The sequence below is a fragment of the Massilia sp. FBCC-B171 genome, assembly GCF_059134155.1.
In genome coordinates this window covers 926,012-950,847 of sequence record NZ_CP101443.1, presented here as the reverse complement: position 1 = coordinate 950,847, position 24,836 = coordinate 926,012, and the positions used below count along the sequence as shown (strand labels likewise).

The 24,836-nt window shown below is 61.1% G+C and carries 20 protein-coding genes and 2 pseudogenes; 15 read left to right on the top strand and 7 right to left on the bottom strand.

What is annotated here, in order from left to right:
• Positions 1-14: 14 nt before the first annotated feature.
• The 10 genes and pseudogenes from rlmH to pepA all read left to right on the top strand — a co-directional run bounded on the left by rlmH (position 15) and on the right by pepA (position 11,528).
• Positions 15-485 (top strand): 23S rRNA (pseudouridine(1915)-N(3))-methyltransferase RlmH, encoded by a 471-nt coding sequence (gene rlmH, locus NMB41_RS04285; RefSeq protein WP_494381244.1) that lies wholly within the window; start codon positions 15-17, stop codon positions 483-485.
• Between the two features lie 13 nt (positions 486-498).
• A complete protein-coding gene (locus NMB41_RS04280) occupies positions 499-1,119 on the top strand; it encodes a Maf family protein (protein WP_494381243.1) in 621 nt (206 codons plus the stop codon).
• Between the two features lie 105 nt (positions 1,120-1,224).
• Positions 1,225-2,688, top strand: a complete 1,464-nt coding sequence (rng, locus tag NMB41_RS04275) for a ribonuclease G (RefSeq protein WP_494381242.1) — start codon at positions 1,225-1,227, stop codon at positions 2,686-2,688.
• Between the two features lie 94 nt (positions 2,689-2,782).
• Positions 2,783-5,803, top strand: a complete 3,021-nt coding sequence (locus NMB41_RS04270; protein ID WP_494381241.1) for an AAA family ATPase — start codon at positions 2,783-2,785, stop codon at positions 5,801-5,803.
• 2 nt (positions 5,804-5,805) lie between these two features.
• A complete protein-coding gene (locus NMB41_RS04265) occupies positions 5,806-6,669 on the top strand; it encodes a hypothetical protein (RefSeq protein WP_494381240.1) in 864 nt (287 codons plus the stop codon).
• Between the two features lie 71 nt (positions 6,670-6,740).
• Positions 6,741-7,250, top strand: a pseudogene (locus tag NMB41_RS04260) (ribonuclease E/G); the annotation flags it as partial.
• A 215-nt stretch (positions 7,251-7,465) separates the two neighbouring features.
• Complete coding sequence (locus NMB41_RS04255) at positions 7,466-8,356, top strand: sensor histidine kinase (RefSeq protein ID WP_494381239.1); 891 nt, start codon at positions 7,466-7,468, stop codon at positions 8,354-8,356.
• Between the two features lie 197 nt (positions 8,357-8,553).
• Complete coding sequence (locus tag NMB41_RS04250) at positions 8,554-8,874, top strand: hypothetical protein (RefSeq protein ID WP_494381238.1); 321 nt, start codon at positions 8,554-8,556, stop codon at positions 8,872-8,874.
• An 11-nt stretch (positions 8,875-8,885) separates the two neighbouring features.
• A complete protein-coding gene (locus NMB41_RS04245; protein WP_494381237.1) occupies positions 8,886-10,349 on the top strand; it encodes a DUF7125 family protein in 1,464 nt (487 codons plus the stop codon).
• Between the two features lie 246 nt (positions 10,350-10,595).
• Positions 10,596-11,528 carry a flocculation-associated PEP-CTERM protein PepA gene (gene pepA / locus NMB41_RS04240; protein ID WP_494381236.1) on the top strand — a complete coding sequence of 311 codons (933 nt, stop codon included), beginning with the start codon at positions 10,596-10,598 and terminating at the stop codon, positions 11,526-11,528.
• Positions 11,529-11,576: 48 nt separating this feature from the next.
• On the opposite strand, the pseudogene NMB41_RS04235 reads toward pepA, so the two are convergent.
• The 6 genes and pseudogenes from NMB41_RS04235 to NMB41_RS04210 all read right to left on the bottom strand — a co-directional run.
• Positions 11,577-12,236, bottom strand: a pseudogene (locus NMB41_RS04235) (ABC transporter ATP-binding protein); the annotation flags it as partial.
• Positions 12,230-12,937 carry an ABC transporter permease gene (locus NMB41_RS04230; protein WP_494381235.1) on the bottom strand — a complete coding sequence of 236 codons (708 nt, stop codon included), beginning with the start codon at positions 12,935-12,937 and terminating at the stop codon, positions 12,230-12,232. The pseudogene NMB41_RS04235 and the gene NMB41_RS04230, both read right to left, overlap by 7 nt.
• 19 nt (positions 12,938-12,956) lie before the next feature.
• Positions 12,957-13,826, bottom strand: a complete 870-nt coding sequence (locus tag NMB41_RS04225; protein ID WP_494381234.1) for a formate dehydrogenase accessory sulfurtransferase FdhD — start codon at positions 13,824-13,826, stop codon at positions 12,957-12,959.
• On the bottom strand, positions 13,823-16,624 hold the full coding sequence (fdhF, locus tag NMB41_RS04220) for a formate dehydrogenase subunit alpha (RefSeq protein ID WP_494381233.1): 2,802 nt from the start codon (positions 16,622-16,624) through the stop codon (positions 13,823-13,825). Before fdhF ends, NMB41_RS04225 begins: the two co-directional genes overlap by 4 nt.
• Positions 16,621-18,330 (bottom strand): NAD(P)H-dependent oxidoreductase subunit E, encoded by a 1,710-nt coding sequence (locus tag NMB41_RS04215; protein WP_494381232.1) that lies wholly within the window; start codon positions 18,328-18,330, stop codon positions 16,621-16,623. The genes fdhF and NMB41_RS04215 overlap by 4 nt, the downstream gene beginning before the upstream one ends.
• Before the next feature lie 112 nt (positions 18,331-18,442).
• Positions 18,443-20,086: an OFA family MFS transporter gene (locus tag NMB41_RS04210; protein WP_494381231.1), complete on the bottom strand. Its 1,644-nt coding sequence runs from the start codon at positions 20,084-20,086 to the stop codon at positions 18,443-18,445.
• Positions 20,087-20,207: 121 nt separating this feature from the next.
• Between NMB41_RS04210 and NMB41_RS04205 the strand changes: the two genes are divergently transcribed.
• The 5 genes from NMB41_RS04205 (at position 20,208) to NMB41_RS04185 (ending at position 24,476) form a co-directional block, all read left to right on the top strand.
• Complete coding sequence (locus NMB41_RS04205) at positions 20,208-21,284, top strand: substrate-binding domain-containing protein (protein ID WP_494381230.1); 1,077 nt, start codon at positions 20,208-20,210, stop codon at positions 21,282-21,284.
• Between the two features lie 164 nt (positions 21,285-21,448).
• Entirely contained in the window at positions 21,449-22,006 is a 558-nt protein-coding gene (locus tag NMB41_RS04200; protein WP_494381229.1) for a PAAR domain-containing protein, read from the top strand.
• Between the two features lie 9 nt (positions 22,007-22,015).
• Positions 22,016-23,086 (top strand): DUF2515 family protein, encoded by a 1,071-nt coding sequence (locus NMB41_RS04195; RefSeq protein ID WP_494381228.1) that lies wholly within the window; start codon positions 22,016-22,018, stop codon positions 23,084-23,086.
• Positions 23,083-23,784 (top strand): hypothetical protein, encoded by a 702-nt coding sequence (locus NMB41_RS04190; protein ID WP_494381227.1) that lies wholly within the window; start codon positions 23,083-23,085, stop codon positions 23,782-23,784. Before NMB41_RS04195 ends, NMB41_RS04190 begins: the two co-directional genes overlap by 4 nt.
• Complete coding sequence (locus tag NMB41_RS04185) at positions 23,781-24,476, top strand: hypothetical protein (RefSeq protein ID WP_494381226.1); 696 nt, start codon at positions 23,781-23,783, stop codon at positions 24,474-24,476. Before NMB41_RS04190 ends, NMB41_RS04185 begins: the two co-directional genes overlap by 4 nt.
• 22 nt (positions 24,477-24,498) lie before the next feature.
• On the opposite strand, the gene NMB41_RS04180 is transcribed toward NMB41_RS04185, so the two are convergent.
• A complete protein-coding gene (locus NMB41_RS04180) occupies positions 24,499-24,735 on the bottom strand; it encodes a hypothetical protein (protein ID WP_494381225.1) in 237 nt (78 codons plus the stop codon).
• Positions 24,736-24,836: the final 101 nt, after the last annotated feature.

Genomic DNA, 24,836 nt, shown 5'->3' with positions numbered 1-24,836 from the left:
AGTTCCAAGCTTCAATGCAACTGATCATCGCTGCGGTTGGCCATAAAATGCCCGCCTGGATAGAAACCGGTTTCTCCGAGTACACGAAGCGCATGCCGCCCGAGCTGCGCATCGTGCTCAAGGAAATCAAGCCGGTCGAACGTTCGGGCAGCAAGACGGCCGCCACCGCGATGGCGCTCGAACGCGAGCGCATCGAAGCCGCACTGCCGAAAGGCGTGCGCATCATCGCGCTCGACGAGCGCGGCAAGGACCTCACCAGTGTCGGCCTGTCCCAGCAATTGATGGGCTGGCAGCAGGACGGCCGCGATACCGCCTTCCTCATCGGCGGGGCCGACGGCCTCGATCCCGAACTCAAAGCGCGCGCCGAAGGCCTGATCCGTATTTCCAGCATGACGCTGCCGCACGGTGTCGTGCGCGTGATGCTGGCCGAACAGCTGTACCGCGCCTGGTCCATTACCCAGAACCATCCGTACCACCGCGTCTGATGCCAGGTCTCCCATGAAAGTGCTAGACAAAAAAATCTACCTCGCCTCGAAAAGCCCGCGGCGCCGCGAACTGCTGCGCCAGGTCGGCGTGGACTTCGACTTGCTGATGCTGCGCAGCGATCCTGCACGCGGCTCGGCCGACGTCACCGAGGACGTGCGTCCCGGCGAACTGGCACACGATTACGTGGTGCGCGTGGCGCTCGAGAAAGGCGCTTTTGCCTGGAAGGTGCTGCAACATCGCCGCCAGCCGCTGCGCCCGGTCCTGACCGCCGACACGACCGTGACCCTGGAAGACGAGATCCTCGGCAAACCGGCCGACCCGGCGCAGGCTGCCGCCATGCTCGAACGCCTCTCGGGCCGCACCCACCAGGTCCTGACGACGGTCGCGGTGCATTTCACCGACATGGCCGAGCACGTCACGCAAGTATCGAACGTGCGCTTTGCCAAACTGACGCCGCAGGCCATCCGCGCCTACTGCGCCACGCCCGAGCCTTACGACAAGGCCGGAGGCTACGGCATCCAGGGCATGGCGGCGCTGTTCATCGAGCATATCGAGGGCAGTCACTCGGGGATCATGGGCTTGCCCTTGTTCGAGACGGCGGCACTGCTGCGCCGGGCCCGCGTCGTCATTTAATTGTAGGGTGGGCCGGGCCACTTCCAAACCGCCACTTCCCCCGCCTCCTCCCTTGCCCAGCGTGTATCATGGCACTCTGAACAATATCCCCGTGCCCAGCGTGCCATGAACGAAGACATCCTCATCAATATCACTCCGCAGGAAACGCGCGTGGCGCTGGTCCTGCAGGGCGCGGTGCAGGAGTTGCACATCGAACGCACGCTCACGCGCGGCCTGGCCGGCAACGTGTATTCGGGCAAAGTGGTGCGCGTGCTGCCGGGGATGCAGTCGGCCTTCATCGACATCGGCCTGGAACGCGCCGCCTTCCTGCACGTGGCCGACATCTGGGAAGCGCGCCCGCACGACAACACCAACACCCCGCCGACGCCGATCGAAAAGCTGCTGTTCGACGGCCAGGTGCTGACGGTGCAGGTGATCAAGGATCCGATCGGCACCAAGGGCGCGCGCCTGTCGACGCAAATTTCGATCGCGGGCCGCATGCTGGTCTACCTGCCGCAGGATAACCACATCGGCATCTCGCAAAAGATCGAGAAGGAAGCCGACCGCGAACTGCTGCGCACGCGCATGGCGGGCCTGCTGCCCGCCGAGGAAAAAGGCGGCTACATCGTGCGCACCCAGGCCGAGGAAGCGTCCGACACGGACCTCGCGGCCGACATCGATTACCTGCGCAAAACCTGGGCCGCGATCCAGACCGGCGCGCGTACCCGCCCTGCCACGAGCCTGTTGTATCAGGACCTGAACCTGGCCCAGCGCGTGCTGCGCGACTTCGTGCACGACGAGACGGCGACGATCCAGGTCGACTCGCGCGAAAACCACGCCATGCTGGTGGAATTCGCCAAGGTGTATACGCCCAGCGTGCTGGCGCGCCTGCAGCATTACACCGGCGAGCGTCCGCTGTTCGACCTGTACGGCGTGGAAGAGGAAATCCTGCGCGCCCTGGGGCGCCGCGTCGATTTGAAATCGGGCGGCTACCTGATCGTCGACCAGACCGAGGCGATGACGACGATCGACGTGAATACCGGCGGCTATGTGGGCGGCCGAAATTTCGCGGACACCATCTTCAAGACCAACCTGGAAGCGGCGCATGCGATTGCGCGCCAACTGCGCCTGCGCAACCTGGGCGGGATCATCATCCTCGACTTCATCGACATGGAGAACAACGAGCACCGCAACCAGGTGCTCTCCGAGCTCAAGAAAACGCTGGCGCGCGACCGCACCAAGGTGTCGGTCAGCAGCTTCTCGGCGCTGGGCCTGGTGGAGATGACGAGGAAGCGCACCCGCGAGTCGCTGGCCCACATCCTGTGCGAGCCCTGCCCAGCCTGCTCCGGCAAGGGACAAGTCAAAACCTCGCGCACGATCTGCTACGAAATCCTGCGCGAACTGCTGCGCGAAGCCAAGCAGTTCAATCCGCGCGAATTCCGCATCCTCGCCTCGCAGGAAGTGGTCGACATGTTCCTCGAGGAAGAATCGCAGCACCTGGCAATGCTGGGCGACTTCATCGGCAAGAAGATCTCGCTGCAGGTCGAAAAAGGCTATCACCAGGAACAGTACGACGTCATCCTGATGTAACTAACGGTTAAATGCTGAGTTAAAATAGCGCAGTACCCTTAATATATTTATTAACTTGCGTTTACCAAACGAACGCTTGAGCATTTCTTCAAATATGAAAAACGACATCAGCAAACGCGCGGGTTCGGTCATTACGCAGCTTAAGGCATTAGAAATTGCCCCAGCAACTGCGCCTATTGAGGCACATGAAACCGCTCGTCAATGGATTAATACAATCGAATCCAAGCATGCGTTTCTGGATAATCGTTCACATCCTGTTGTCTTCATTGGCAGTGTTGGCGTGGGGAAATCATCGCTGATAGCAGTGACAGCTAACCTTCTGATCGCAGCCGCGCCAACAGACCGAGCGAGCCTTAAAAGTAGTTCTGTCCTCGCGATTGGATCTGGCCGCACAACAGTATGTGAAGTTTGCATAAGGAAGAGCAATAACGGATCAGTCATGCGGCTAAATATTGAGCCGTTCTCATATTCCGACATAAAAACCGAAATCGAAATATATGCTGCGGACGAATGGCGCCGAGTCCAGCCAAACTCACGCCGCAGCGACGAGGATGACTCTGATCCGTCTTCTCAAGAAGTGCAGCGTGTTATAAGAGGCATGACAAATTATGTCGAATATCAGGAAACCTACTTAGAAAATCGGCTACGCAAACGTCGTACAGTAAGGCCGTTCGAGATTGAGGCCCTTAAATATTCTTCTCCAGAGGACTTTGCTACGCATTTGCTTGAGCGAGCATCGCTCGAAAAAAGAACAAAAACGGACTGGGAGTGGGAGGCAAACGTAGCTAATCTTAGGGAGCTGAAGTCTACCTTTGAGGCAATCAACCATGGGTTGGAGGGAAGTGCGATGCTCCCACGCCGCATGACCGTTTTTGTGCCTGAAACGCTCCCAGGCAGTCAACTCGGCCTCGATCTAGAGTTGATCGATACTCGTGGGCTTGACGGGGTTGTCGAATCACGCCGGGACTTGCAAGAGTTTCTTCGTAATCCACGAGCAGTAGTGATCCTTTGCGCTACTTTCAAGGATGCGCCAGGTGACCCTATCCGCGCCCTTTTACGTTCGCTTGTAGGAGACGCGGAACTTCGACTCGCTCTCCCTCGCACTTTGATGGTTCTACTTGACCATGGCGATGCTGAGCAAGTCAACGGGGCCGAGGGCGACCGAGAGTATGGACAAGATCTAAAAATAGGCGAATGCTTCGCTTCGTTAGAAAGCAGTGGCTTACGTAACTTGCAGCATGATCAGATTGTCGCCTTTGATACCTTAAAAGATGACCGACAGAGTTTGCTGTCTGCAATCGACAAACGTGTTGAACTAATTCGTAGTGAAATCGCGGCGCAGCTAGAGGAGGAAATTGTCGACGCCGAGGCATTTATTGAAAACTCGACGAACCTTCTCAGCTCTGCAGAACGTGATATTGTAGATCGACAGCTTCGTGACGTCATGAGCCATAATCTTCCTATTGGCGTCCCCCTTAGCGATCCGCTTGCAGGGATTTATGATGTTATTACTAAGGCCCGTTATGCCTCTGTAGTCTATGCCACCTGTCGCCGCCGCGGTGCTTATGCTGGTCTTAATCTTTACGCTGCCGTCGTTGCCGAAGCATCTCGCGCAGCAACTGCGTGGCTCGATAACTTAGTATCTGCTGCAACCGACCGGTTAAATTTCTTAGAACAAGACCCGGCGTTAGTTTTAGCTGGAGGCCATATTAGACTGCGGAAAAGGCAGTTCATCGAAGCACAAATCAAAGTAGTTCGTACCTACGCCGAAGCCGTTGGCGTCCAAGTAGAAGAACTGCTAAGACAAGATTCATCAGTTTGGGATCTCTGCTGCTTCGAATGGGGAGCGGGGGACGGATTTAAAAATAAAGTTTTGACGCATCTAAGCAATTGGTCAAAAAAAGAATTGCGTCTCACGGCGCATGAAAACATTGGCATGGTGACAGAAGTGCCGCTTATTAAAGATGTTTCGCGACCAGTGCAAGCTCCGAGATTTTCTATTTATGTAAGAAACCTACGGGCATTGAAAAACGTTAGCTGGACCCCGGAACAAGTAAGCGTCCTTATTGGTGCGAACGGTGCGGGGAAGACCACTCTATTCCAAATCCTAAAATTATTACGTCTATCGTATGAACGAGGTCTCCCCGAGGCGGTTAGCGTGGTTCTTAGCGGAAGTAGTAATTTGAGAAGTTGGGATGCACCTGAAACAGAACCTATAGAAATCGGTTTGGACATCGGCGAAGTGAGTTGGCGTATGCAGCTAATTTCACGCAACGGGTCAATAGACCCTATAACAGCCGAGCGGCTAACCGATGACGGGCGTGAAATTTTTTCACGAGACAGCCTCGGCAATTTTACGTACGGAAATGAACGACTTCCGTCTACAAAATTGCTGGGGGTTCGCGCATTATTTGACGCCAATTACTCTGACCCATCTCTTCGCGTTATTGCTAACTTCATGCAGAGAACGGCGGTTTACCACGACCCGGATTTATGGTCAATTAGACAGAACGGTTCAAACATCTTGGATCGTGGCCAATTGCAGGCTCGTGGTGCCAATGTGTTGACTGTTCTGCGGCGTTGGTCACAAGAGAAAAACAATAGACATCGATATCAGTTTGTAGTTGATGGGTTAGCTGCAGCGTTCCCCAATTCCGTTGCCGGAATAGATTTTTCTGAAGCCGGAAATACGCTTGCGGCCCAAGTGTACAGCACAAATTCTGATTATTCGCGCCCGTTATCAGGAGAAGCTAATGGCTTTTTACAGCTGTTAGTTCTCCTTTGCGAGGTCGCGAGTGCCGAAGATGAAAGTGTCTTGGCAATTGATGAACCGGAAAACAGCTTACATCCTTTTGCTATTCGTGTCTTTCTTCGTAGAGCAAGCCGTTGGGCAAAATTACACAACGTTACTATACTACTTTCGACTCATTCGACTGTTCTATTGGATGAACTCACCGGTGAAGCGCAAAGAGTTTTCGTAATGAAGCCTGAAGGAATCGGCTCATCCCTTCCGACCAGGCTCGATAACCTATGCGACCTTAATTGGCTTGCTGAATTTCGCATTGGCGAGCTATACGAAAAAGGTGAAATCGGCAGTAACGAAGATGAGGATTAATCATGCCAGTGATTAAGCTTATTGTTACAGGCCAAATGGAAAAGGTAGCCCTGCACAAATCGCTTGAAAAACATTTTCCATCTAAAATGAATGGGAAAGACGTCGTTTGGGATACGCCGCAATATGAACATGGAGCGACCAGCAATCCGCTTATTGACGGCGGCCCTATCAATACTTCTATGCTGGCGTTAGCTAGAACAATGATTGTGGAAGCATGCATTGGAAAAAAAGGAGTGCCCGCAGATTTAGTCATAGTAATCGACGACGTGGAACTCGGAAATCTTGGAAACGAGGAATTGATTGCACGACAATTCCGGCAGGCAGTAGAGAAAGTTTTGGAAAAATATGACGAGCAGACACGTACCAGGTATCGACAACAAATTAAGGAGAGATGTTCTTTTCATTTGTTAAGACCAATGGTGGAGTCCTACTTATTCAGTGATCCGGATGCGCTCCTTGTAGCCGGCGTGGCCGCTACGGTGATACCTCAACTTAAACACCCCTCTGATGTTGAAGAGTTCGAAAGTACTGATGCAGCATGGCTTCCAAACTGTACAAAGATCAATAGCGAGCAGGCGACAGCAGGAAAAACGTGGTGGATTGAACAGAAACATCCAAAACGCTATCTGTTACATTTGACTAGCTCATCGTATGATGAGACTACCTTCGGAAAGAAAGCTTTGCTACAACTCGATTGGACTAAAATCTCGAATTGTGCCGCAGACGTTCCGATTATGCGGTGCCTATTTGAAGATATATCGTTTTGGTTCCAATCTATGAATCCAATTGGGTCAGTCACTACGCATCCGGAATTCTACCCTTCAGCCGCAAAAAAACCGGCCATGCTTGTGCTAAGAAATATGTAAATAATTATTTATGTGGCGATTGCCGGTAATAGGCAGGTTGGGGTTTAGATGCCTTAAATCGCGGACATAATTTCAAGACCAACCTGGAAGCGGCGCACGCGATTGCGCGCCAGCTGCGCCTGCGCAACCTGGGCGGGATCATCATCCTCGACTTCATCGACATGGAGAACAACGAGCACCGCAACCAGGTGCTCTCCGAGCTCAAGAAAACGCTGGCGCGCGACCGCACCAAGGTGTCGGTCAGCAGCTTCTCGGCGCTGGGCCTGGTGGAGATGACGAGGAAGCGCACCCGCGAGTCGCTGGCCCACATCCTGTGCGAGCCCTGCCCGGCCTGCTCCGGCAAGGGACAAGTCAAAACCTCGCGCACGATCTGCTACGAAATCCTGCGCGAACTGCTGCGCGAAGCCAAGCAGTTCAATCCGCGCGAATTCCGCATCCTCGCCTCGCAGGAAGTGGTCGACATGTTCCTCGAGGAAGAATCGCAGCACCTGGCAATGCTGGGCGACTTCATCGGCAAGAAGATCTCGCTGCAGGTCGAAAAAGGCTATCACCAGGAACAGTACGACGTCATCCTGATGTGATTCAGTGAAACCCATGCGTGAACCATTCGCTCCGGCATGGCTCCAACCTTGGTCGTACTTGCGGAAGCTGCCGCAATTGCCGCATCCATTCACGCTGCATAATTTGCCGCTCGGTTAGCATTCTTCTTGACTTGCCGACCAAAACTGCCTAGCGTCTGGACTAGGTAGCAGTTTCTTTCACGGGATTCTTTGCGGCGAATCAACTGGCATTCGAAATGCGTACACAACCATCCGGCCGCAAGACTGAGGCGCGTGGCCAGCGCCAGAGCGACGAGCGCCTCGGGCACGGCGATTACCTGCGCGACGATGGCGACGGCGCCGACGCCGAAGCCGCCCACGAAGCCGCCATGCTGCGCCTGACGCAGGACCAGATGCTGGTCAACCAGGCCCTGGTGGAAAAGATTTTCGCCTGCGAACGCGCCGAAACGGCTCTGCGCGCTTCCGAACAAAAACTGCATGCGCTGCTGGCACACCAGCTGGCCACCCGCGAAGACGAACGCAGGCGCATTTCGCGCGAGCTGCACGATTCGCTGGGCCAGAACCTGCTGGCGCTGCGCATCGACATCGTCATGATGCACCAGCACACCACCAGCCGGCACTACCGCCTGCGCGACCGCATCGGCGCCGCGCTCGATAACGTCGACGTCACGCTGCGCTCGGTCAAGCAGCTGCTGGGCGAACTGCGTCCCTCCGGCCTGGAACTCGGGCTGATGGCCACCGTCGACATGGAGCTACGCAAATTCACGCGCGCCAGCGGCATTGCGTGCGAACTCAGCGGTGCACCCGGCGTCGACGAGCTAATCATGGGCGAAGAGGAATTGCTGACGGTTTTCCGGGCGCTGCAGGAAGGCCTGAACAACGTATTTCGCCATTCGCTGGCCAGCCGCGTGAACGTACGCCTGAAGGTCGCGGACGGCGTGCTGACAATGAGCATCGTCGATAACGGCATCGGTTTCGACATGGCCGCGCCGCGCAAGGCGAGCAGCTTTGGCCTGCTCGACCTGCAGGAGCGCGTCGGCCTGCACGGAGGCACACTGACCGTTAAAGCGGCCCGTTCGCACGGCACCGAAGTGATCGTGCAAATCCCGATCGCTTCCCCCCCTTGAATCGTCCGACCGGCCCGCAATCGGATAGAATGATGTCCTGAACACATCTATTCACCCGGCCGGGACGTGGCGCTACAAATCGTCAAGGGCCATGCTGCTGTTGCTTCAACGCCATGCCAATACCGACCGAGCTGTTTGAGACGATGACTGGACGCCTTGTTCCCGGAACTGGGGCGGTTACTGCAAAGGATGCCATCGTGGTCTGGCGTGCCTTGTTCAAGAAATTCGGTCCGCTGATCGGGCCCTTGAGCACCGACCTGCTGTTCACGCGCACCCTTGCCAATCACGTGTCCGCCTTTCCCTGGCTGCCGCAGTCGACGACGGGCGCGCCGCGTTCCATCTTCCCGGATTTCGAGCGCTGCCTCGATGGGCGGACATCGGAAGAGATCGCCGAAGTGAACCGCGCCCTGCTGGCATCGTATACGGCCGGGCTGGCCGACCTGATCGGCGCGGGACTGACGGTCCGCTTCCTGGAGGCGACCTTTCCGAATGACGACACCAACAACAAGAGTACTTAGGAGTAAGCGGCATGACCGACAAAGTTGACCTGCGCCTGCTGGCAACAGGCGTTCCCGGCCTCGACACCATCCTTGGCGGTGGTTTGCCCGAGTTGTCGTTCAATATCATCGGCGGGGCCCCCGGCAGCGGGAAGACCACCTTCGCCCAGCAGATCATGTTCGGGCTCGCTTCGCCCGAGCGCAAGGCGCTGTTCTTCACCGCCATGGGCGAGCCGCCGGTAAAAATGCTGCGCTACCAGCAGCAGTTCTCTTTCTTCGATTTCGACAAGGTCGGCGACGCGGTCAATTTCATCAGCCTCGCGCCCCAGGTCGAGGAAGGCAATTACGATGCCGTGCTGGCGCAGATCCTGGAAGAAGTGCGCGCACACAAACCGGCGCTTGTGTTCATCGATTCCTTCCGATCCTTCATCCAGGGAGCGCGCGGCGACCAGCAGGAAGTGGCAGCGCTGCAAACCTTCGTGCAGCACCTGGTGGCGCACATGACGACCTGGCACGCGACCAGTTTCCTGGTCGGCGAATACACCACCAATGAAGCGGACCAGAACCCGATCTTCACCGTGGCCGACGGCCTGATCTGGCTGACCCAGGTGATCCAGCGCAACGCCATGTCGCGCAAGCTGCAGATCATCAAGATGCGCGGCCGCCAGCAGCGCCCCGGCCTGCACGCCGTTCGCATCGGCTCAAACGGCATCGAAATCTTCCCGCGCATCCTGCCCGCCCCCGAGCCGCTCGGCGCCGAACCGCCGATGCGCACCCCCGTCGGGAAAATCTCGACGGGCGTACCGACGCTCGACGAGATGTTCGGCGGCGGTATCCCGGCCGGCTATTCGGTGCTGGTGGTCGGCCCCACCGGATCGGGCAAGACCATGCTCTCGGCCGAATTCCTGGCTGCGGGCGCAGCCAATGGCGAGCGCGGCGTGGTCGCCCTGTTCGAACGCAGCCCGAGCCAGATCATGAACGAGAAGCTCGACACGCTCGTGCGCTCGGGCCAGGTGGCCATGATGAGCGTGCGCGCACTTGACCTGTCGGTCGACGAGATGCTGCACGAACTCGTCGGCCTGATCGACTCCACCGGCGCCACGCGCGTCGTGCTCGATTCGCTGTCGGGCTTCGAGCTGGCAATGTCGCCCGAGTACCGCGAAGACTTCCGCGAGTCGCTCTACCGCATGGCCACCGTGCTTGGCGCCAAGGGCGTGACCGTGATGATGACGAGCGAACTGGAAGACCGCTACCAGGAACTGCGCTTTTCACCTTATGGCAGCGCGGTGCTGGTCGACGCCGTGGTCATGCAGCGCTATGTCGAATCGCAGTCCGAGCTGCGGACCGTGATTTCGGTGATCAAGGTGCGCGGCTGCAAGCACAGCCGCCAGATCCGGACCTTCGAAATCGACGAACACGGCAAGATCCTGATCGGCGACGGGCCGGCGCCGTTCAATGGCGCGCTGCTCGGTAATCCGCAGGCGCGCGAATCATAAGCGCGCCGCGTACTCTTCCGGCACGATGACGCCAGCTTTCGAGCTGGCGTTTTTTATCAGCCGCCGCATTTAACAATCGTGCCAAAGTGCATTGCCGATTTTGCCAGATTTGCTCAATGTAAATCTAGAGTGATAACGAAAAATTCTCAATAGATACAATGACTTGTCGATATTCTTTACACGTCAGTACGATTGTGAACATTGATAATTGTAATCAGTTGATTATAAAGAAGATTTATTTTGGGCATGGTGCTTGCTTTACTAGAAGTTCACCCACCCCGACGACTATTTGTCGAAAGATTAACAATGAATATCGTTAAGAAACTTATGTGCGCAGCAGCAATGATGCTGAGTACGACCGGTGCCGCAATCGCGAGTCCGGTCATGAATAACTGGGTCTTCAACCCAACCGGCGGCGGTTTTTCCGGTGGCCAGGTTATCAATGAATACCTCGACATCAACGGCAACGCCTTCATCCAGCTGACCCCGAACGGCGGCAACGCTTTCCTGTTCAAGGAAACCGGCGTCTTCAACATCCAGCAGGCCGACAGCAATGGCGCGCTGTTCCCCATTAACTACCGCGGCGGCAATATCACCGCCACCTTCGAGGCCACCGGCACCGGCACCTTCGGCGGCTCGTTCAGCTTCGGCAGCGGCACCATCCGCATGTACCAGAACCCCGTCAACGGCCAGTACGGCGGCACGAACGGCTTCTACGGCGCCAACCTGGGCAACGCGATCGCCGAGTTCAGCGTGCTGGGCGGCAGCGGCCTGGTCGACGAGAGCGGCATCCCGACGCGCAACGGTCAGGTCAGCGTCTTCGCCAAGGCGGCCCCGGGCATGCTCGATACCGGCTATTTCTTCAACGGCGCAGGCAGGGACCTGGCACTGGAATCGATCCTGTCCTTCGCCTTCACGAATGCGAACACGGTCGGCCGCCCGACCCGCACCCTGGTCAATGAAGTGGCTTGCCAGTTCGCCGGCTTCACGGGTCCTGGCTGCACGGGCGGCACTTACGCCAACCGTCCGGGACAGTATTTCTTCATCAGCTCGAACGGCCAGTTCAAGCTTGGGGAAAGCCCATCGGAAGTGCCGGAACCGGGTTCCCTCGCCCTGTTCGGCGTCGCCCTGCTGGCTGCCGGCGCGAGCGCGCGCAAGCGCCGTGCCCTGCGCAAGTAAGCTGCGCACGGCAAAATGAAAAAAGCGGCCTCGGCCGCTTTTTTTCGTTCACATCCGGTATTCGAGATGGCCGTCGCGCAGCTTCAGGCGGCGCACGCCCGGCAGGCCGATCAGGTCGCGGTCGTGGCAGGCCATGACGACCGTGGTCCCCTGCTCCATCAAGGTCGGAATCAGGGCGATCACCTGTTCGCGCGCGGCGCCGTCCAGGTTGGCGGTCGGCTCGTCGAGCAGCAGCAGACGCGGCTGCAGCACGCGCGCCCGCGCCAGCGCCACACGCTGCTTTTCCCCGCCCGACAGGCGCGCCGGATCGGTGTCGGCCAGGTAGGCCACGCCCGCCCAGTCCATCGCCTCCCGCACCAGTTGCGCGACGCGCGCCTTGGCTTCCCCGCGCGCCATCAAGCCGTAGCCGATGTTCTGCGCGACGCTGGTCGAAAACATGATCGGATGCTGGTGGACATAAACGATCGCACGGCGCAGCAGCGGCGGATACGGATGCAGGGCCACCGGCTTGCCCTCGAAGACGGCGCTGTCGACCTGGGCCGTCTCCAGGCCCGCCAGCACGCGCAGCAGCGTGCTCTTGCCGGCGCCGTTCACGCCGGTCAGCACATAGGCGCTGGCCGCATCGAGGTTCAGCTCCCCGATATCGAACAGCAGGCGCTCGCCATGGCGTTTTTTCAGGCCGCGTACCGTCAGCAAAGTGCTCATGCGCGTCCTCCCGCAGTATGCGCTTCGCCCTGCAGCAGCATCAGGGCGCCGTTCATCAACAGCGCCAGCGCCACCAGCACGATGCCCAGCGCAATTCCCTGCGCGAACTCGCCCTTGCTCGTCTCGAGCGCAATCGCCGTGGTGATGGTGCGCGTTTCGCCTTCGATGTTCCCGCCCACCATCAGCGCGCAGCCCACTTCCGAGATCACGCGCCCGAAACCGCTGATCACGGCCGCCATCACGCCATAGCGCGCCTCATGCAGCACGGTGGTCATGGTGCGCCAGCGCGAGGCGCCCAGCGCGCGCGCCGTTTCGGCATAGCGCGCGTCGAGCCCCTGCACCGCCGCCAGCGTGAAGGCCAGCAGCACCGGCAGGCCGACCACGAACTGCCCCAGGATGATGCCCGACTGCGAGAACAGCCACTCCAGCGGCCCGAGCGGGCCGCGGCGCGACAGCAGCAGGTAGAGCAGCAGGCCGATCAGGACCGTCGGCAGGGACAGCGCGCACTGGGCCAGCCAGACAACGATGCGCCGCCCCGGAAAGCGGTGCATGGCGACGCAATAGCCGATCAGCACGGCAGGCGGTGTGGCCAGCAGCAGGCCGATGATGCTGGTTTTGAGGGAAACCCAGATGATGCGCCAGAGCGCCGCGTCGCCGGAAAACAGCAGCGCGAAGGCGTGCGCCGTGGCGTCGAACAGGGACATGGCGGGCCGTCCGACTGCGTCAGGCGGTCCGCGGGACATGCGGCAGGTCGAGCAGTTCGGGCTCGAACACGAGCCGCTCCTGCCCCGCCAGCAGCAGGAAGTGCTTGCCGGAGCAGCGCGCCAGCAGCGACATGCCGACTTTTTGGGCCACCATGTGGCCCATTTGCGTGGTGCCCGAGCGCGAGAGCAGGAAGGGAATGCCCATCTGCGCGCCCTTGATGACCATTTCGGAGGTCAGGCGGCCGGTGGTATAGAACACCTTGTCGTCGCCTTTTATGCCTTCGAGCCACATCAGGCCGGCGATGGCGTCGACCGCGTTGTGGCGGCCGACGTCTTCGACGAAATACAGCAGTTCCCCGGTATTCGAGAACAGCGCGCAGCCGTGCACCGAACCGGCCTGCTTGTAGATCGATTGCTGGGTGCGGATGGTGTCGACGATGCGGTAGACGACCGATTGACTCAGCTTCGCAGTATCACTCAGCGAAATAGTCTCGACCTCATCCATTAATCCGCCAAATACCGACCCTTGCCCGCAGCCGGTAGTGACGACCTTTTTCGCCGTGCGCTCTTCCACATCGGCGATGCCGTTGCGGGTGACGACCGCCACCGCATCGACGGCCCAGTCGACCTGTACCGAGACCACGTCCTCGATAGCGCGCACCAGGCGCTGGTTGCGCAGGTAGCCCAGGGTCAGGGCTTCCGGCGCGCCGCCCAGCGTCATCAGGGTGACCAGCTCGCGCTTGTCCACGTACACCGTCAGGGGGCGCTCGGCCGGAATCGAGATGGTCGAAGCGCGCCCCCGTTCGTCGAGCGCGTTCACCTCATGGGTGAGATGGGCGCGTGCGTCGGACAGTTGCGGATGGTAGCGTGGCAGGTCGGGACAGTTCATGTTGCCGATTGTGCCATGCCGGCCAGGATTTGGCCGCCACCGTAGCTGCCCTGCTGTGCAACCTCCCCGCCCGGCGTGAGCTTGACCGCGCAATACTTGAACTCCGGGATCTTCCCGAACGGGTCGAGCGCTGCGTTGGTCAGTCTGTTGATCGCCGCTTCGTAGTAGCAGAACGGCACGAAAATCGCGCCGACCGGCGAGCTGTCGTCGGCACGCGCATACAGCACCACTTCGCCGCGGCGCGAGGCGATCGTCACCGGTGCGCCCGGCGTGATGCGCATGCGCTCCATGTCCAGCGGATGGATCAGCGCGACCGGATCGGGCTCGATCGCGTCCAGCACCGTGGCGCGGCGGGTCATGCTGCCGGTATGCCAGTGTTCCAGCTGGCGGCCCGTAATCAGGACCAGCGGGTACTCGGCATCCGGACGCTCGTCGGCCGGGATGATATCGGCCGGGACAAACCGTGCCCGTCCGCCTTCGCGCGGGAACAGCTCGGTGAACACGACCGGCTGGCCGACGTCGCCCTCGTTCATGCAGGGGTAGACCACGGCGCCGTTCTTTTCCAGGCGCTCCCAGGTGATGCCGCCGATGCTGGCCATCGTGTGGCGCATCTCGTCGAACACTTCCGAGACATGGCCGTAATTCCACGGCAGGCCGAGGCGGTTGGCCATCTGCTGGATGATCCACAGGTCCTGTTTCGCGTCGCCCGGCGGGTCGATCGCCTGGCGGCCCAGCTGCACGAGGCGGTCGGTATTCGTGAAGGTACCGGTCTTTTCCGGGAAGGCCGACGCCGGCAGGATCACGTCCGCCAGGTAGGCCGTCTCGGTCAGGAAGATGTCCTGCACCACCAGGTGTTCGAGTGCGGCCAGCGCGGCGCGCGCGTGGTTCGCATCCGGGTCCGACATGGCCGGGTTCTCGCCCATGATGTACATGCCCTTGATCTGGCCATGGTCGATCGCATCCATGATTTCGACCACGGTCAGGCCCGGTTTCGGGTCCAGCGTTGCGCCCCAGGCTTTTTCGAATTTTGCACGGGCGGCCGGGTTGTCGACGCGCTGGTAATCCGGCAGCATCATCGGGATCAGGCCGGCATCGGACGCACCCTGCACGTTGTTCTGGCCGCGCAGCGGATGCAGGCCGGTGCCGGGACGGCCGATCTGGCCCGTCATCAGCGCCAGCGCAATCAGGCAGCGCGCGTTGTCGGTGCCGTGGATGTGCTGCGAGACGCCCATGCCCCACAGGATCATCGAGCCCTTCGAGGTCGCATACAGGCGCGCCACGTAGCGGATGGTCTCGGCGTCGATGCCGCAGATCGGCGCCATCGCTTCCGGGCTGTACTCGGCGACGTTCGCCTCCAGCTGCTCGTAGCCGATGGTGCGGCTGGCGATGAAGTCCTTGTCCACCAGCTTTTCGCTGACGATCACGTGCATCATCGCGTTGAGCAGGGCGACGTCGGTGTCCGGCTTGAACTGCAGGTAGCGGTGCGCATGGCGCGCCAGCTCCGAGCGGCGCGGATCCAGGACGATCAGCTTGGCGCCGGTACGCACGGCATTCTTGATCCAGGTGGCCGCCACCGGGTGGTTCACGGTCGGGTTGGCGCCGATGATGACGATGACTTCGGCGCGCGTCACGTCCATCACCGGGTTCGACACGGCGCCCGAACCGATCCCTTCCAGCAGGGCCGAGACCGAGGAGGCGTGGCACAGACGGGTGCAATGGTCGACGTTATTCGTCTGGAAGCCGGTACGCACCAGCTTCTGGAACAGGTAGGCTTCTTCGTTGCTGCCCTTGGCCGAGCCGAAGCCGGCCAGCGCGTTGCCGCCGTGGGTGTCGCGAATGTTTGCCAATTTGCCGCCGGCCAGCGCCAGCGCTTCTTCCCAGGTCGCTTCGCGGAACACGTCGAGCACGCGGTCCGGGTCCATGACGAAGTCGCCGGTCTTCGGCATGCCTTCGCGGCGGATCAGGGGTTTGGTCAGGCGGTGCGGGTGGTGCGCATAGTCGAAGCCGTAGCGGCCCTTGACGCACAGGCGGCTCTGGTTGGCCGGGCCGTCGCGCCCTTCCACGTACAGGATCTTGTTGTCCTTGATGTTGTAGGTCAGCTGGCAGCCGACGCCGCAGTACGGGCAGACCGAATCGACCTGTTTATCAGGAATGCTCAAGGCCACTTCGCGCGCCGGCATCAGGGCGCCGGTCGGGCAGGCCTGCACGCATTCGCCGCAGGCCACGCAGGTAGAGGCCCCCATCGGGTCGTCCTGGTCGAACACGATCTTCGCGTTCTCGCCGCGGAAGGCCAGGCCGATCACGTCGTTCACCTGCTCGTCGCGGCAGGCGCGCACGCAGCGCGTGCACTGGATGCAGGCGTCGAGGTTGACGGTGATCGCGGCATGGGTATCGTCACGCTGCGGCTGGGCGCGCGTGCGCGGGAAGCGCGACAGGCCCAGGCCGAGCTTTTCGGCCCAGACGTCGACTTCGTTCTTGCGTGTGTACTCGGCTTCCGGCATGTCGGCCATCAGCAGTTCGAGCACCATCTTTTGCGAGGCGAGCGCGCGCGGGCTGTCGGTGGTGACCTTCATGCCCTGGCTCGGGTGGCGGCAGCAGGACGGGGCGAGCACGCGCTCGCCGTCGATCTCGACCATGCAGGAGCGGCAGTTGCCGACGGCTTCGTAGCCTTCCTTGTAGCACAGGCGCGGGATCTCGATGCCTTCGCGGCCGGCGACCTCGATCAGGGTTTCGTGGGGCAGCGCCGCGACTTCGCGGCCGTTGAGTTCGAATGTAACGGTAGGAGTAATCGCGTTCATGGTTTCACTGTCTCCAGCTCGTGCGGGAAGTATTTGATGACGCAGTCGAAGGGATTCGGCGCAGCCTGGCCGAGACCGCAGATCGACGCGTCGCGCATCACCTGCGACAGCTCGCCCAAGAGCGGCACGTCCCAGACGGGTTTGCGAATGATGTCGAGCGCCTTGGCGGTACCGTTGCGGCAGGGCGTGCACTGGCCGCAGGACTCGTCCTTGAAGAAGGCCAGCGTGTTGCGCGCGGCGGCGCTGGCGCTGTCGCTGTTCGACAGGACCACCACCGCGGCCGAGCCGATGAAGCAGCCATACGGCTGCAGCGTGTCGAAGTCGAGCGGAATGTCGCCCATGCTTGCTGGCAGAATGCCGCCCGAAGCGCCGCCCGGCAGGTAGGCATAGAAACTGTGGCCGTCCTGCATGCCGCCGCAGAATTCCTCGATCAGTTCGGTGATCGTGATGCCGGCCGGGGCCAGTTTCACGCCCGGATTCTTGACGCGGCCCGAGACCGAGAACGAACGCAGGCCCTTGCGGCCATTACGGCCGAAGCTGGCGAACCAGTCGCCGCCGCGTTCCAGGATCTCGCGCACCCAGTGCAGCGACTCGAAATTGTGTTCCAGCGTCGGACGGCCGAACAGGCCGACCTGCGCCACATACGGCGGACGCAGGCGCGGCATGCCGCGTTTGCCTTCGATCGATTCGATCATGGCCGACTCTTCGCCGCAGATATAGGCGCCCGCGCCACGGCGCAGGTGGATCGGCGGCATGCCCTGTACCGGTGGGTCGGCGCGCAGCTTATCAAGCTCGGCCTCCAGCATGGCGCGGCAGCCGTGGTATTCGTCACGCAAATAAATGTAGATGGCTTCGATGCCGACCGCCCAGGCGGCGATCAAGGCGCCTTCCAGGAAGCGGTGCGGGTCGCGCTCGAGGTAGACGCGGTCCTTGAAGGTGCCGGGTTCGCCTTCGTCGACGTTAATCGCCATCAGGCGTGGGCCGGCTTCATTCCTGACGATGCGCCACTTGCGGCCCATCGGGAAACCGGCGCCGCCCAGGCCGCGCAGGCCGGAGGTTTCCAGAATGCCGAGCACCTTCTCGACATCGTGCGTGCCGGCGATGCAGTCGCGCAGCAGCGCGTAGCCGCCGTCGCGGCGGTAGGCCGCGTAGTCGACGTGGTCGGTGACCGCGTCAAGCGTTTCGCCGGCGGCGGCTTTGGCCACGACCGTCTCAAGCGTGGCGTTCGGGATTGCATGCTGGCCCACCACCGCAGCCGGCGCCTGTTCGCAGCGGCCGATGCAGGGTGCTTCGAGGACGCGCACTTCGCGTCCGAGCAGCGCCGGCAGTTTGGCCAGCAATTCCTGGGCTCCCGCCATCTCGCACGACAGGCCGGCGCAGACGCGCACGGTCAGCGCCGCCGGGGCGGCCTCGCCCTCTTTCACCACATCGAAGTGGTGGTAGAAGGTGGCGACCTCATAGACCTCGGTTTGCGCGAGGCGCATTTCCTGGGCCAGCGCCGCCATGTGGGCGCTCGAGAGGCAACCGAAGTGGTCCTGGATCTTGTGCAGGTGTTCGATCAGCAGGTCGCGCTGGCGCGATTCTGCGCCGAGCAGGGCCTGGACGTCGGCAAGCGCCTGCGGGTCGACGCGGCGGCCCTTCGGGGCTTCGCGTTTGCGCTGGCGGGTCGCGCCGGCAATGGCGATCGGAATGATGGGATGGTTCATGATGGGAGTCCCGGTGTTCTGTGTTGCGTTGGTTTGTTGATACGGCTCGGTTTGGAAGCGATGAGACCGCGTGGGCTCGAGGGCCCACGCGGTACAGCCTTCGAACAGCCAGTTACTTGAAGAGCACCGACGCCTTCTGCAGCGTCACCCAGATACCGAACATCAGCGGAATGCCGACTGCCGCCCAGGCGAAGGCCGTGACGAACGGGCTGCTGGCGACACTGCTGCCGCTGCTGCCGCCGACACGGGTGCCGGTCATGGCGTTGATGTCGCGTTCGTGCGCCAGCTTCTTCTCGGTGGCCAGTTCGGCGTCGGTCATGAAGTGCTTGTCGGCCAGCGGACGGATCATCGCGTTGAGCAGGATGCCCACGATGACCAGGCCGGCCAGCACGTACATCGTCACGTCATAGGCTTGCGCCTTCGGCACGCCGTGGGCGATCTGGTATTCGCGGATGTAGTTGATCAGGATCGGACCAAGTACACCGGCGGCAGCCCAGGCCGTCAGCAGGCGGCCGTGGATCGCGCCGACCATTTGCGTACCGAACAGGTCGGCCAGGTAAGCCGGCACGGTCGCAAAACCACCGCCGTACATCGACAGGATGATACAAATGAAGCCGACGAACAAGGCCAGCTGGCCGGCATGCGCCATCGACGGGATCGACAGGTACAGGATCGCACCGAGGATCAGGAAGATGAAGTAGGTTGCCTTGCGGCCGATGTAGTCCGAGCACGATGCCCACACGAAGCGTCCGCCGATGTTAAACAGCGACAGCAAGCCCGTGAAACCGGCTGCGATGGCCGCGATCTGGCCTTTTTGCGCTGCGTCGAGGTCGTTGAAGCCGAGGTCGACGCCGATCAGCTGGCCGCCGAACACTTCCTGCAGCAGCGGCGACGCCATGCCCAGGATGCCGATGCCGGCCGAGACGTTCAGGAACAGCACACCCCAGATCAGCCAGAACTGCGGAATGCCCCAGACGCGGCTGGCGTGCACGTGCTTCGAGGTGATCATGGTGTTGGCGGCCTTGACCGGCGGGGTCCAGCCTTCCGGCTTCCAGCCGGTGGCAGGCACGCGGTAAGTCAGCGCGCCGCAGACCATGAACACGAAGTAGATCGCGGCCAGGGCCAGGAAGGTTTCCCAGACGCCGACCGAGTTGGCGGTGGCGAAGTGCTTCATCAGCTTGTCGGCCAGGGGCGCGCCGATCATGGCGCCGCCGCCGAAGCCCATGATGGCCATGCCGGTCGCCATGCCGCGGCGGTCCGGGAACCATTTGATCAGGGTTGAGACGGGCGAGATATAGCCCAGGCCCAGGCCGATACCGCCGATGACGCCGGAACCGATCCACATCAGCCAGATCTGGTGGGTGTAGATGCCCAGGGCCGAGATCACCAGGCCGCCGCACCAGCAGACGGCCGAGACCATGCCTGCCTTGCGCGGACCCGCGTGTTCGAGCCAGCCGCCGAAGAGCCAGGCGGCAAGACCCAGGAAGACGAAGAAGAGCGTGTACATCCAGCCCAGCATCGAGATTTTCCAGTCGCAGCTGGTCGAGAAGATCTGGGCCATGAAGCCCATGTCGGCGGAGCAGGCCACCGATTCCGTGATGCCGATCGCTTTCGACAGCGGCAGCCAGAACACCGAGAAGCCGTACGCCATGCCGATGCACAGGTGAATGGCCAGCGCCGCCGGCGGTACCAGCCAGCGGTTGAAGCCCGGCCCCGCAATCGTGCGTTCCTTACTTAGAAAATCGAACAAACCCATGTGTCCCCTCCGGTTTTTTAGTTTTTGAATATGCTTTTTAAAGCATATTAATCAGTCATTTTTTGTTGCTTTCCGAGGTTAGCATGATGTTTTTGGCATAGAAATAGGCTATTTTAAGCATATGTTGAAAGTCCACATACGCCCGCACTGGGAAATCAGCGTCAAGGACGAGGCCCCCCTCGATACGGCCGACCTGCTTGGCCTGTTGTTGTCGATCCAGGACACGGGTTCCATCGCCCAGGCGGCCAAGAGCGTCGGCCTGTCCTACCGCTATGCCTGGGGCCTGCTGCGCTCGGCCGAAACCCTGTTCGGCGAACAGCTGCTGCAGACCGGGCGCGGGCGCGGCACGACGCTCACTCCACTGGCGCAAAAGCTGGTCTGGGCCGACCGCCGGATCGCCGCGCGCTTGTCGCCGACCCTGCACAGCCTGGCCTCGGAACTGGAGGCGGAACTGGGGCGCATGGCGGCCAGCAAGATCCGCACCCTGCGCATGGACGGCAGCCACGGCTTCGCCGTCGCCGCCCTGATCAACCGCATCGACCGCGACACACTGCCGCTCGACCTGCGCTACCGCACCAGCACCGACGCCGTGGCGGCGCTGGCGCGGCGCGAATGCGACGTGGCCGGCTTTCACATCCCGCGCGGGCGCTTCGAGGCGGCGACCGTGGCCTGGTATTTGCGCTGGCTCGATCCAAACCTGCATTGCCTGGTGCGCGTGGCCAGCCGCCAGCAGGGGCTGATCGTGGCGCGCGGCAACCCGCTGGGCATCAAGGGCCTGGCCGACCTGGCGCGCCCGGAGGTGCGCTTCGTGAACCGCCAGGCCGGCTCCGGCACGCGCATGCTGCTCGAGATGATGCTGGCGGCCGACGGCCCGCCGCTGGAGTCGATCAACGGCTACAACAGCGCCGAGTTTACCCATTCGGCGGTGGCGGCCTATATCGCCAGCGGCATGGCCGACGCCGGCATCGGCATGCAGGCGGCAGCCGCCCAGTTCAAGCTCGATTTCCTGCCGCTGGTGGGCGAGCACTATTATTTTGCGCTGCGCACGGATGCCGCCGACGAACCGGTCATGCGCCAGCTGCTCGAGATCATGCGCGACCCCGACTACCACCGCCTGGTAGGTGCCCTGCCCGGCTACGACGCGACCGGCACGGGTGAACTGGTGTCGATTGCCGAGGCGTTTTCGCTGCAGGCCTGACACCAACGCAGCGCAAGCGTCGCTTTTGCGCCCGCTTGCCCTGCGGGGTGCATGCGCCATCCTGTCGAGGTCGTCAATCCATTCCTGCGTTCCCTCAATTGAACGGACTGGTCTGTCGCTAGATTGGAGTCTTGGCCGGACGGCTCAGCACGTACGGAGACGCCATGATCGACCGCTATTTCATCACGCTCGGCGCGCCGACCACGGCCGGCGGCAAGGTCACGTCCGGCAGCCGCTTCAAGACCATCGACGGCTTGCCGGCGGCCGTCCTCGGGGACACCTGCTGGTGCCCCGGCTGCCTCACGGAAGGCGTCATCGTGCCCGACGGGCCGCGCCTGGACGAATCGGTCGAGGGCCGCCAGGCCGCCCTGCACGACGACCTGTGCGCCTGCCGCTGCAGCCCGCCGCCGCGCCTGGTGGCAGCGCAGCGCCTGGCCTGCCAGTCGATCGACAGCGACTGGTATGCCGGCAAGCTGGCCGCAGCGGCCGCAGCGGCGGCGCTGGCCAACGCAGCCAGGCTCCATGCGGACGACGCCGACCTGCTGCCCCTGGTACTGATCGACCCCGACACGCTCGAACCGCTGGACACCGGTTCCTACCGGCTCGAGCTGCCGGACGGGCCGCTCGCGGACCTGCTCGACGACAAGGGCTGGACTGATCCGCTCGCCGCCGCCCAGCGCGCCGGCGCCGTTACCTGGCACGCGGACGAAGCCGTCACCTGAGGAACGCCGATGCAGTCCTGCTACGTCCCCGGAGCGCCGAACCCCTGGTTCGCCCGGCACAAATACCACGGCATTCCGGTCAACCGGAACCTCAAGCCGATCCGCGAGTGCACCCTGCACCACTGCGTCGGCCCCGCGGCCACGGTGCAGAAAGCCATCGCCGTTCCCATCCTCACGCCCGAACACCTGTGGGGCACGTTTCAGGCGGAAGCGGAAAACATCCTGCTGGTAAACGGCAGTCTCGAGGGCAACGACCGCGAACGCAACAGGCGCATCAACGCGGCCTACGCCAAATTATGGCTGGCCGATAACCGCTTCCAGTGGGCGGGTCTGGCGGCATTCGCGTCGAAGCAGGTGGGGTGCGGGTTGCTCCATTCGGCGGAGGTCAGCGAAAAGAACCGCCGCGTGCGCGAGTTGGTGCAGCAGGCATTCGCCGCGTTTCCTGGGGCGGGAGCGTCGACCATGGTGCAGTCTGGCACGGAGGCGGCGGCACAGTACATGTTCCGGAAGCTAGGCTTCGGGAATGCGCATTTGTTCTTGGATATTTATCCGCTGCACAGGTTTTTCATGGAGCGCGGGTGGGAGGAATTCAACGCTCATCTCGCGAAAAGGCAGAACGATAAGTATCCGGTGCATTGGGCCGTGGACAAGGAAGTGCTTCGGTTTGGAACGCCGTTTGCGGAAATCAGCGATGGGTTCAGTCTCATCAATTCAGGAGACTTGGCCTCAAGCGTTGAACGACTTGCCCAGCACGAACAAGTGAATATTCTCCAAAAAATCATGTACACCGATCCCGTCCTGCAGAAGCTGCTCGCCATGAACCAGTATGCGTGGGCAACCGAGTTCCCGACTGGCGACTACGAAGAGATCAAACTAACCCTGTCGGCCGAATGCAAAGCCAAGTCAGGATTTACATCGTGGTTCCCCCGAAGCAAGGACGCGAAGCTGTGGCTAGCGGCAGAGCGCATGCCCTTCGTGCTGGTAGCCGCCAGACAATTTCACACACTCTTGCACGGCCCCGAACGTCCGTATGTCGAGGCATCGATTCGTGCAATCGCCTCCGGCGGGGGTGTGACATGACGCGCCGGTATCTCAGCATTGCCTTGCTGGCTGCCCTCGTCGTCGCCGCCTGGTGGCAGTCCCGCTCGCCCGAACCAACCGTCCTCGCGTTCCGCCTTGGCCAGACCTTCGAACAGGTCGTCAAGGATTCTACTTACCCGGTCATGGAGCACTCGGTCCGGCCCGCCGACAGTCCCAGCTACAACAAGTTCGGCGCGACCTATGTTGAGGAACCGGCAGTGATCATCCGCTTCACCGATCCGAAACACGGCTTCACCCTGCCGCCCACCAAGTTCGCCGCGCTCACCTTCTCGGAAAACCAGGCGGTCTCGCTAGCCACCTCGCCGATGCTGGACCCGCTGCCCTTCGACGAGGCCGTCGCCATCCTGGAAAACCTGCAGAATCAATTCAAGGCAGGCGGTTGGCAGCCCTGGGAGAAAAACGACAGCACCTGGTTCGACCTGACGCCGGATGGAAAAAAACGCTTGTACGCGCGCATGTTCGAACCCGGATACATGAAGTGGAACGATTTGCGAGTTCCCAAGATGTACAGCATGATTTTCCGGCTGAAATGCAGCGAAGGTTGCTGGACACGGGAACCACCCTACCTGTTCCTCATCGATATCGGCCTTGGCGACGACAATTATGGCCGGGAGCCGGGTGAGCAAAGGCGGTGGGAGCAGCCTGAGAATGCAGTCAATGGTAGCAGTGTTCAATGAACACGCGCGATCGCTACCTCGTTGCTTCCGTTGCCGCCGTTGCTATCGCTTTCTGGTGGCATTCCCGCTCGCCCGAGCCGACCGTCCTCGCCTTCCGCCTCGGCCAGACCTTCGAGCAGGTCGTTAAGGATTCCACCTACCCGGCGCTGGAGCGCTCTAACCGGCCCGCTGAAGATCCTGGTGACCACAAGTTCGGCGCGATCTGGGTCACGGAACCGGCCGTGATCATCCGCTTCACCGATCCGAAACACGGGTTCGTGCTGCCGCCCACCAAGTTCGCCGCGCTCACCTTCTCGTACAATCAGGCGGTTACACTTGCCACGTCGCCTATGCTGGATCCACTGCCTTTCGACGAAGCCGTGGTCATCCTGGAGGATCTGCAGAACCAATTCAAGGCAGGCGGATGGGAGCCTTGGGCGAAGGCCGACAGCACTTGGTTCGACCTGACGCCAGAAGGAAAAAAGCGACTGCATGCCCGGATGTTCGAGCCGGGATACATGGAGACAAAGAGTCTGCGTGTGCCAACGATGTACGGCATAACCTTCCGCCTGAAGTGTACCGAGGGCTGTTGGACACGCGAACCTCCTTATTTATTTCTCATCGATATCGGGGTAGGCAATGACCACGAGTCAGGTGACCCGATGCGGTGGAGGCGGCCTGATGCAGCGGTTCCTGCCGCCAGCCTGCCGTGAAGCCGCACCCTCTCCTTCCAGACTAACGCCGCCGCTTCTTCCAGTCGTAATCCGCCCCCGTCACATCCACCCCCGGATGCCCCACCGATTCCGGATGCTCGGAACACATGGTGATGAAGCGGATGCCCTCGCCGCCGCGCTGGCGCCGGCGCAGCTCTTCCATGAAACCCATCGCCTTGACCATCTCCTCGGTGCCGAAACCCTGCGCATGGGGACGGCTGCCTGCTTCCTCAATAATTGTCCAATACACCATATACATAAAGCGACTCCACACCATTTTGACGGAATTGCCGGAAAGGCAAGAATGCAACGAATCTTGCACCTGCTCAGCGAACAGAAGCGCACGATTTCGCTGAAGAT

What these genes read in the sequence shown, in the direction of transcription:
- rlmH (WP_494381244.1), top strand. Translation starts at nt 15, where the DNA reads ATGCAACTGATCATCGCTGCGGTTGGCCATAAAATGCCCGCCTGGATA.
- NMB41_RS04280 (WP_494381243.1), top strand. Translation starts at nt 499, where the DNA reads ATGAAAGTGCTAGACAAAAAAATCTACCTCGCCTCGAAAAGCCCGCGG.
- rng (WP_494381242.1), top strand. Translation starts at nt 1,225, where the DNA reads ATGAACGAAGACATCCTCATCAATATCACTCCGCAGGAAACGCGCGTG.
- NMB41_RS04270 (WP_494381241.1), top strand. Translation starts at nt 2,783, where the DNA reads ATGAAAAACGACATCAGCAAACGCGCGGGTTCGGTCATTACGCAGCTT.
- NMB41_RS04265 (WP_494381240.1), top strand. Translation starts at nt 5,806, where the DNA reads ATGCCAGTGATTAAGCTTATTGTTACAGGCCAAATGGAAAAGGTAGCC.
- NMB41_RS04255 (WP_494381239.1), top strand. Translation starts at nt 7,466, where the DNA reads ATGCGTACACAACCATCCGGCCGCAAGACTGAGGCGCGTGGCCAGCGC.
- NMB41_RS04245 (WP_494381237.1), top strand. Translation starts at nt 8,886, where the DNA reads ATGACCGACAAAGTTGACCTGCGCCTGCTGGCAACAGGCGTTCCCGGC.
- pepA (WP_494381236.1), top strand. Translation starts at nt 10,596, where the DNA reads ATGGTGCTTGCTTTACTAGAAGTTCACCCACCCCGACGACTATTTGTC.
- NMB41_RS04230 (WP_494381235.1), bottom strand. Translation starts at nt 12,937, where the DNA reads ATGTCCCTGTTCGACGCCACGGCGCACGCCTTCGCGCTGCTGTTTTCC.
- NMB41_RS04225 (WP_494381234.1), bottom strand. Translation starts at nt 13,826, where the DNA reads ATGAACTGTCCCGACCTGCCACGCTACCATCCGCAACTGTCCGACGCA.
- fdhF (WP_494381233.1), bottom strand. Translation starts at nt 16,624, where the DNA reads ATGAACGCGATTACTCCTACCGTTACATTCGAACTCAACGGCCGCGAA.
- NMB41_RS04215 (WP_494381232.1), bottom strand. Translation starts at nt 18,330, where the DNA reads ATGAACCATCCCATCATTCCGATCGCCATTGCCGGCGCGACCCGCCAG.
- NMB41_RS04210 (WP_494381231.1), bottom strand. Translation starts at nt 20,086, where the DNA reads ATGGGTTTGTTCGATTTTCTAAGTAAGGAACGCACGATTGCGGGGCCG.
- NMB41_RS04205 (WP_494381230.1), top strand. Translation starts at nt 20,208, where the DNA reads ATGTTGAAAGTCCACATACGCCCGCACTGGGAAATCAGCGTCAAGGAC.
- NMB41_RS04200 (WP_494381229.1), top strand. Translation starts at nt 21,449, where the DNA reads ATGATCGACCGCTATTTCATCACGCTCGGCGCGCCGACCACGGCCGGC.
- NMB41_RS04195 (WP_494381228.1), top strand. Translation starts at nt 22,016, where the DNA reads ATGCAGTCCTGCTACGTCCCCGGAGCGCCGAACCCCTGGTTCGCCCGG.
- NMB41_RS04190 (WP_494381227.1), top strand. Translation starts at nt 23,083, where the DNA reads ATGACGCGCCGGTATCTCAGCATTGCCTTGCTGGCTGCCCTCGTCGTC.
- NMB41_RS04185 (WP_494381226.1), top strand. Translation starts at nt 23,781, where the DNA reads ATGAACACGCGCGATCGCTACCTCGTTGCTTCCGTTGCCGCCGTTGCT.
- NMB41_RS04180 (WP_494381225.1), bottom strand. Translation starts at nt 24,735, where the DNA reads ATGTATATGGTGTATTGGACAATTATTGAGGAAGCAGGCAGCCGTCCC.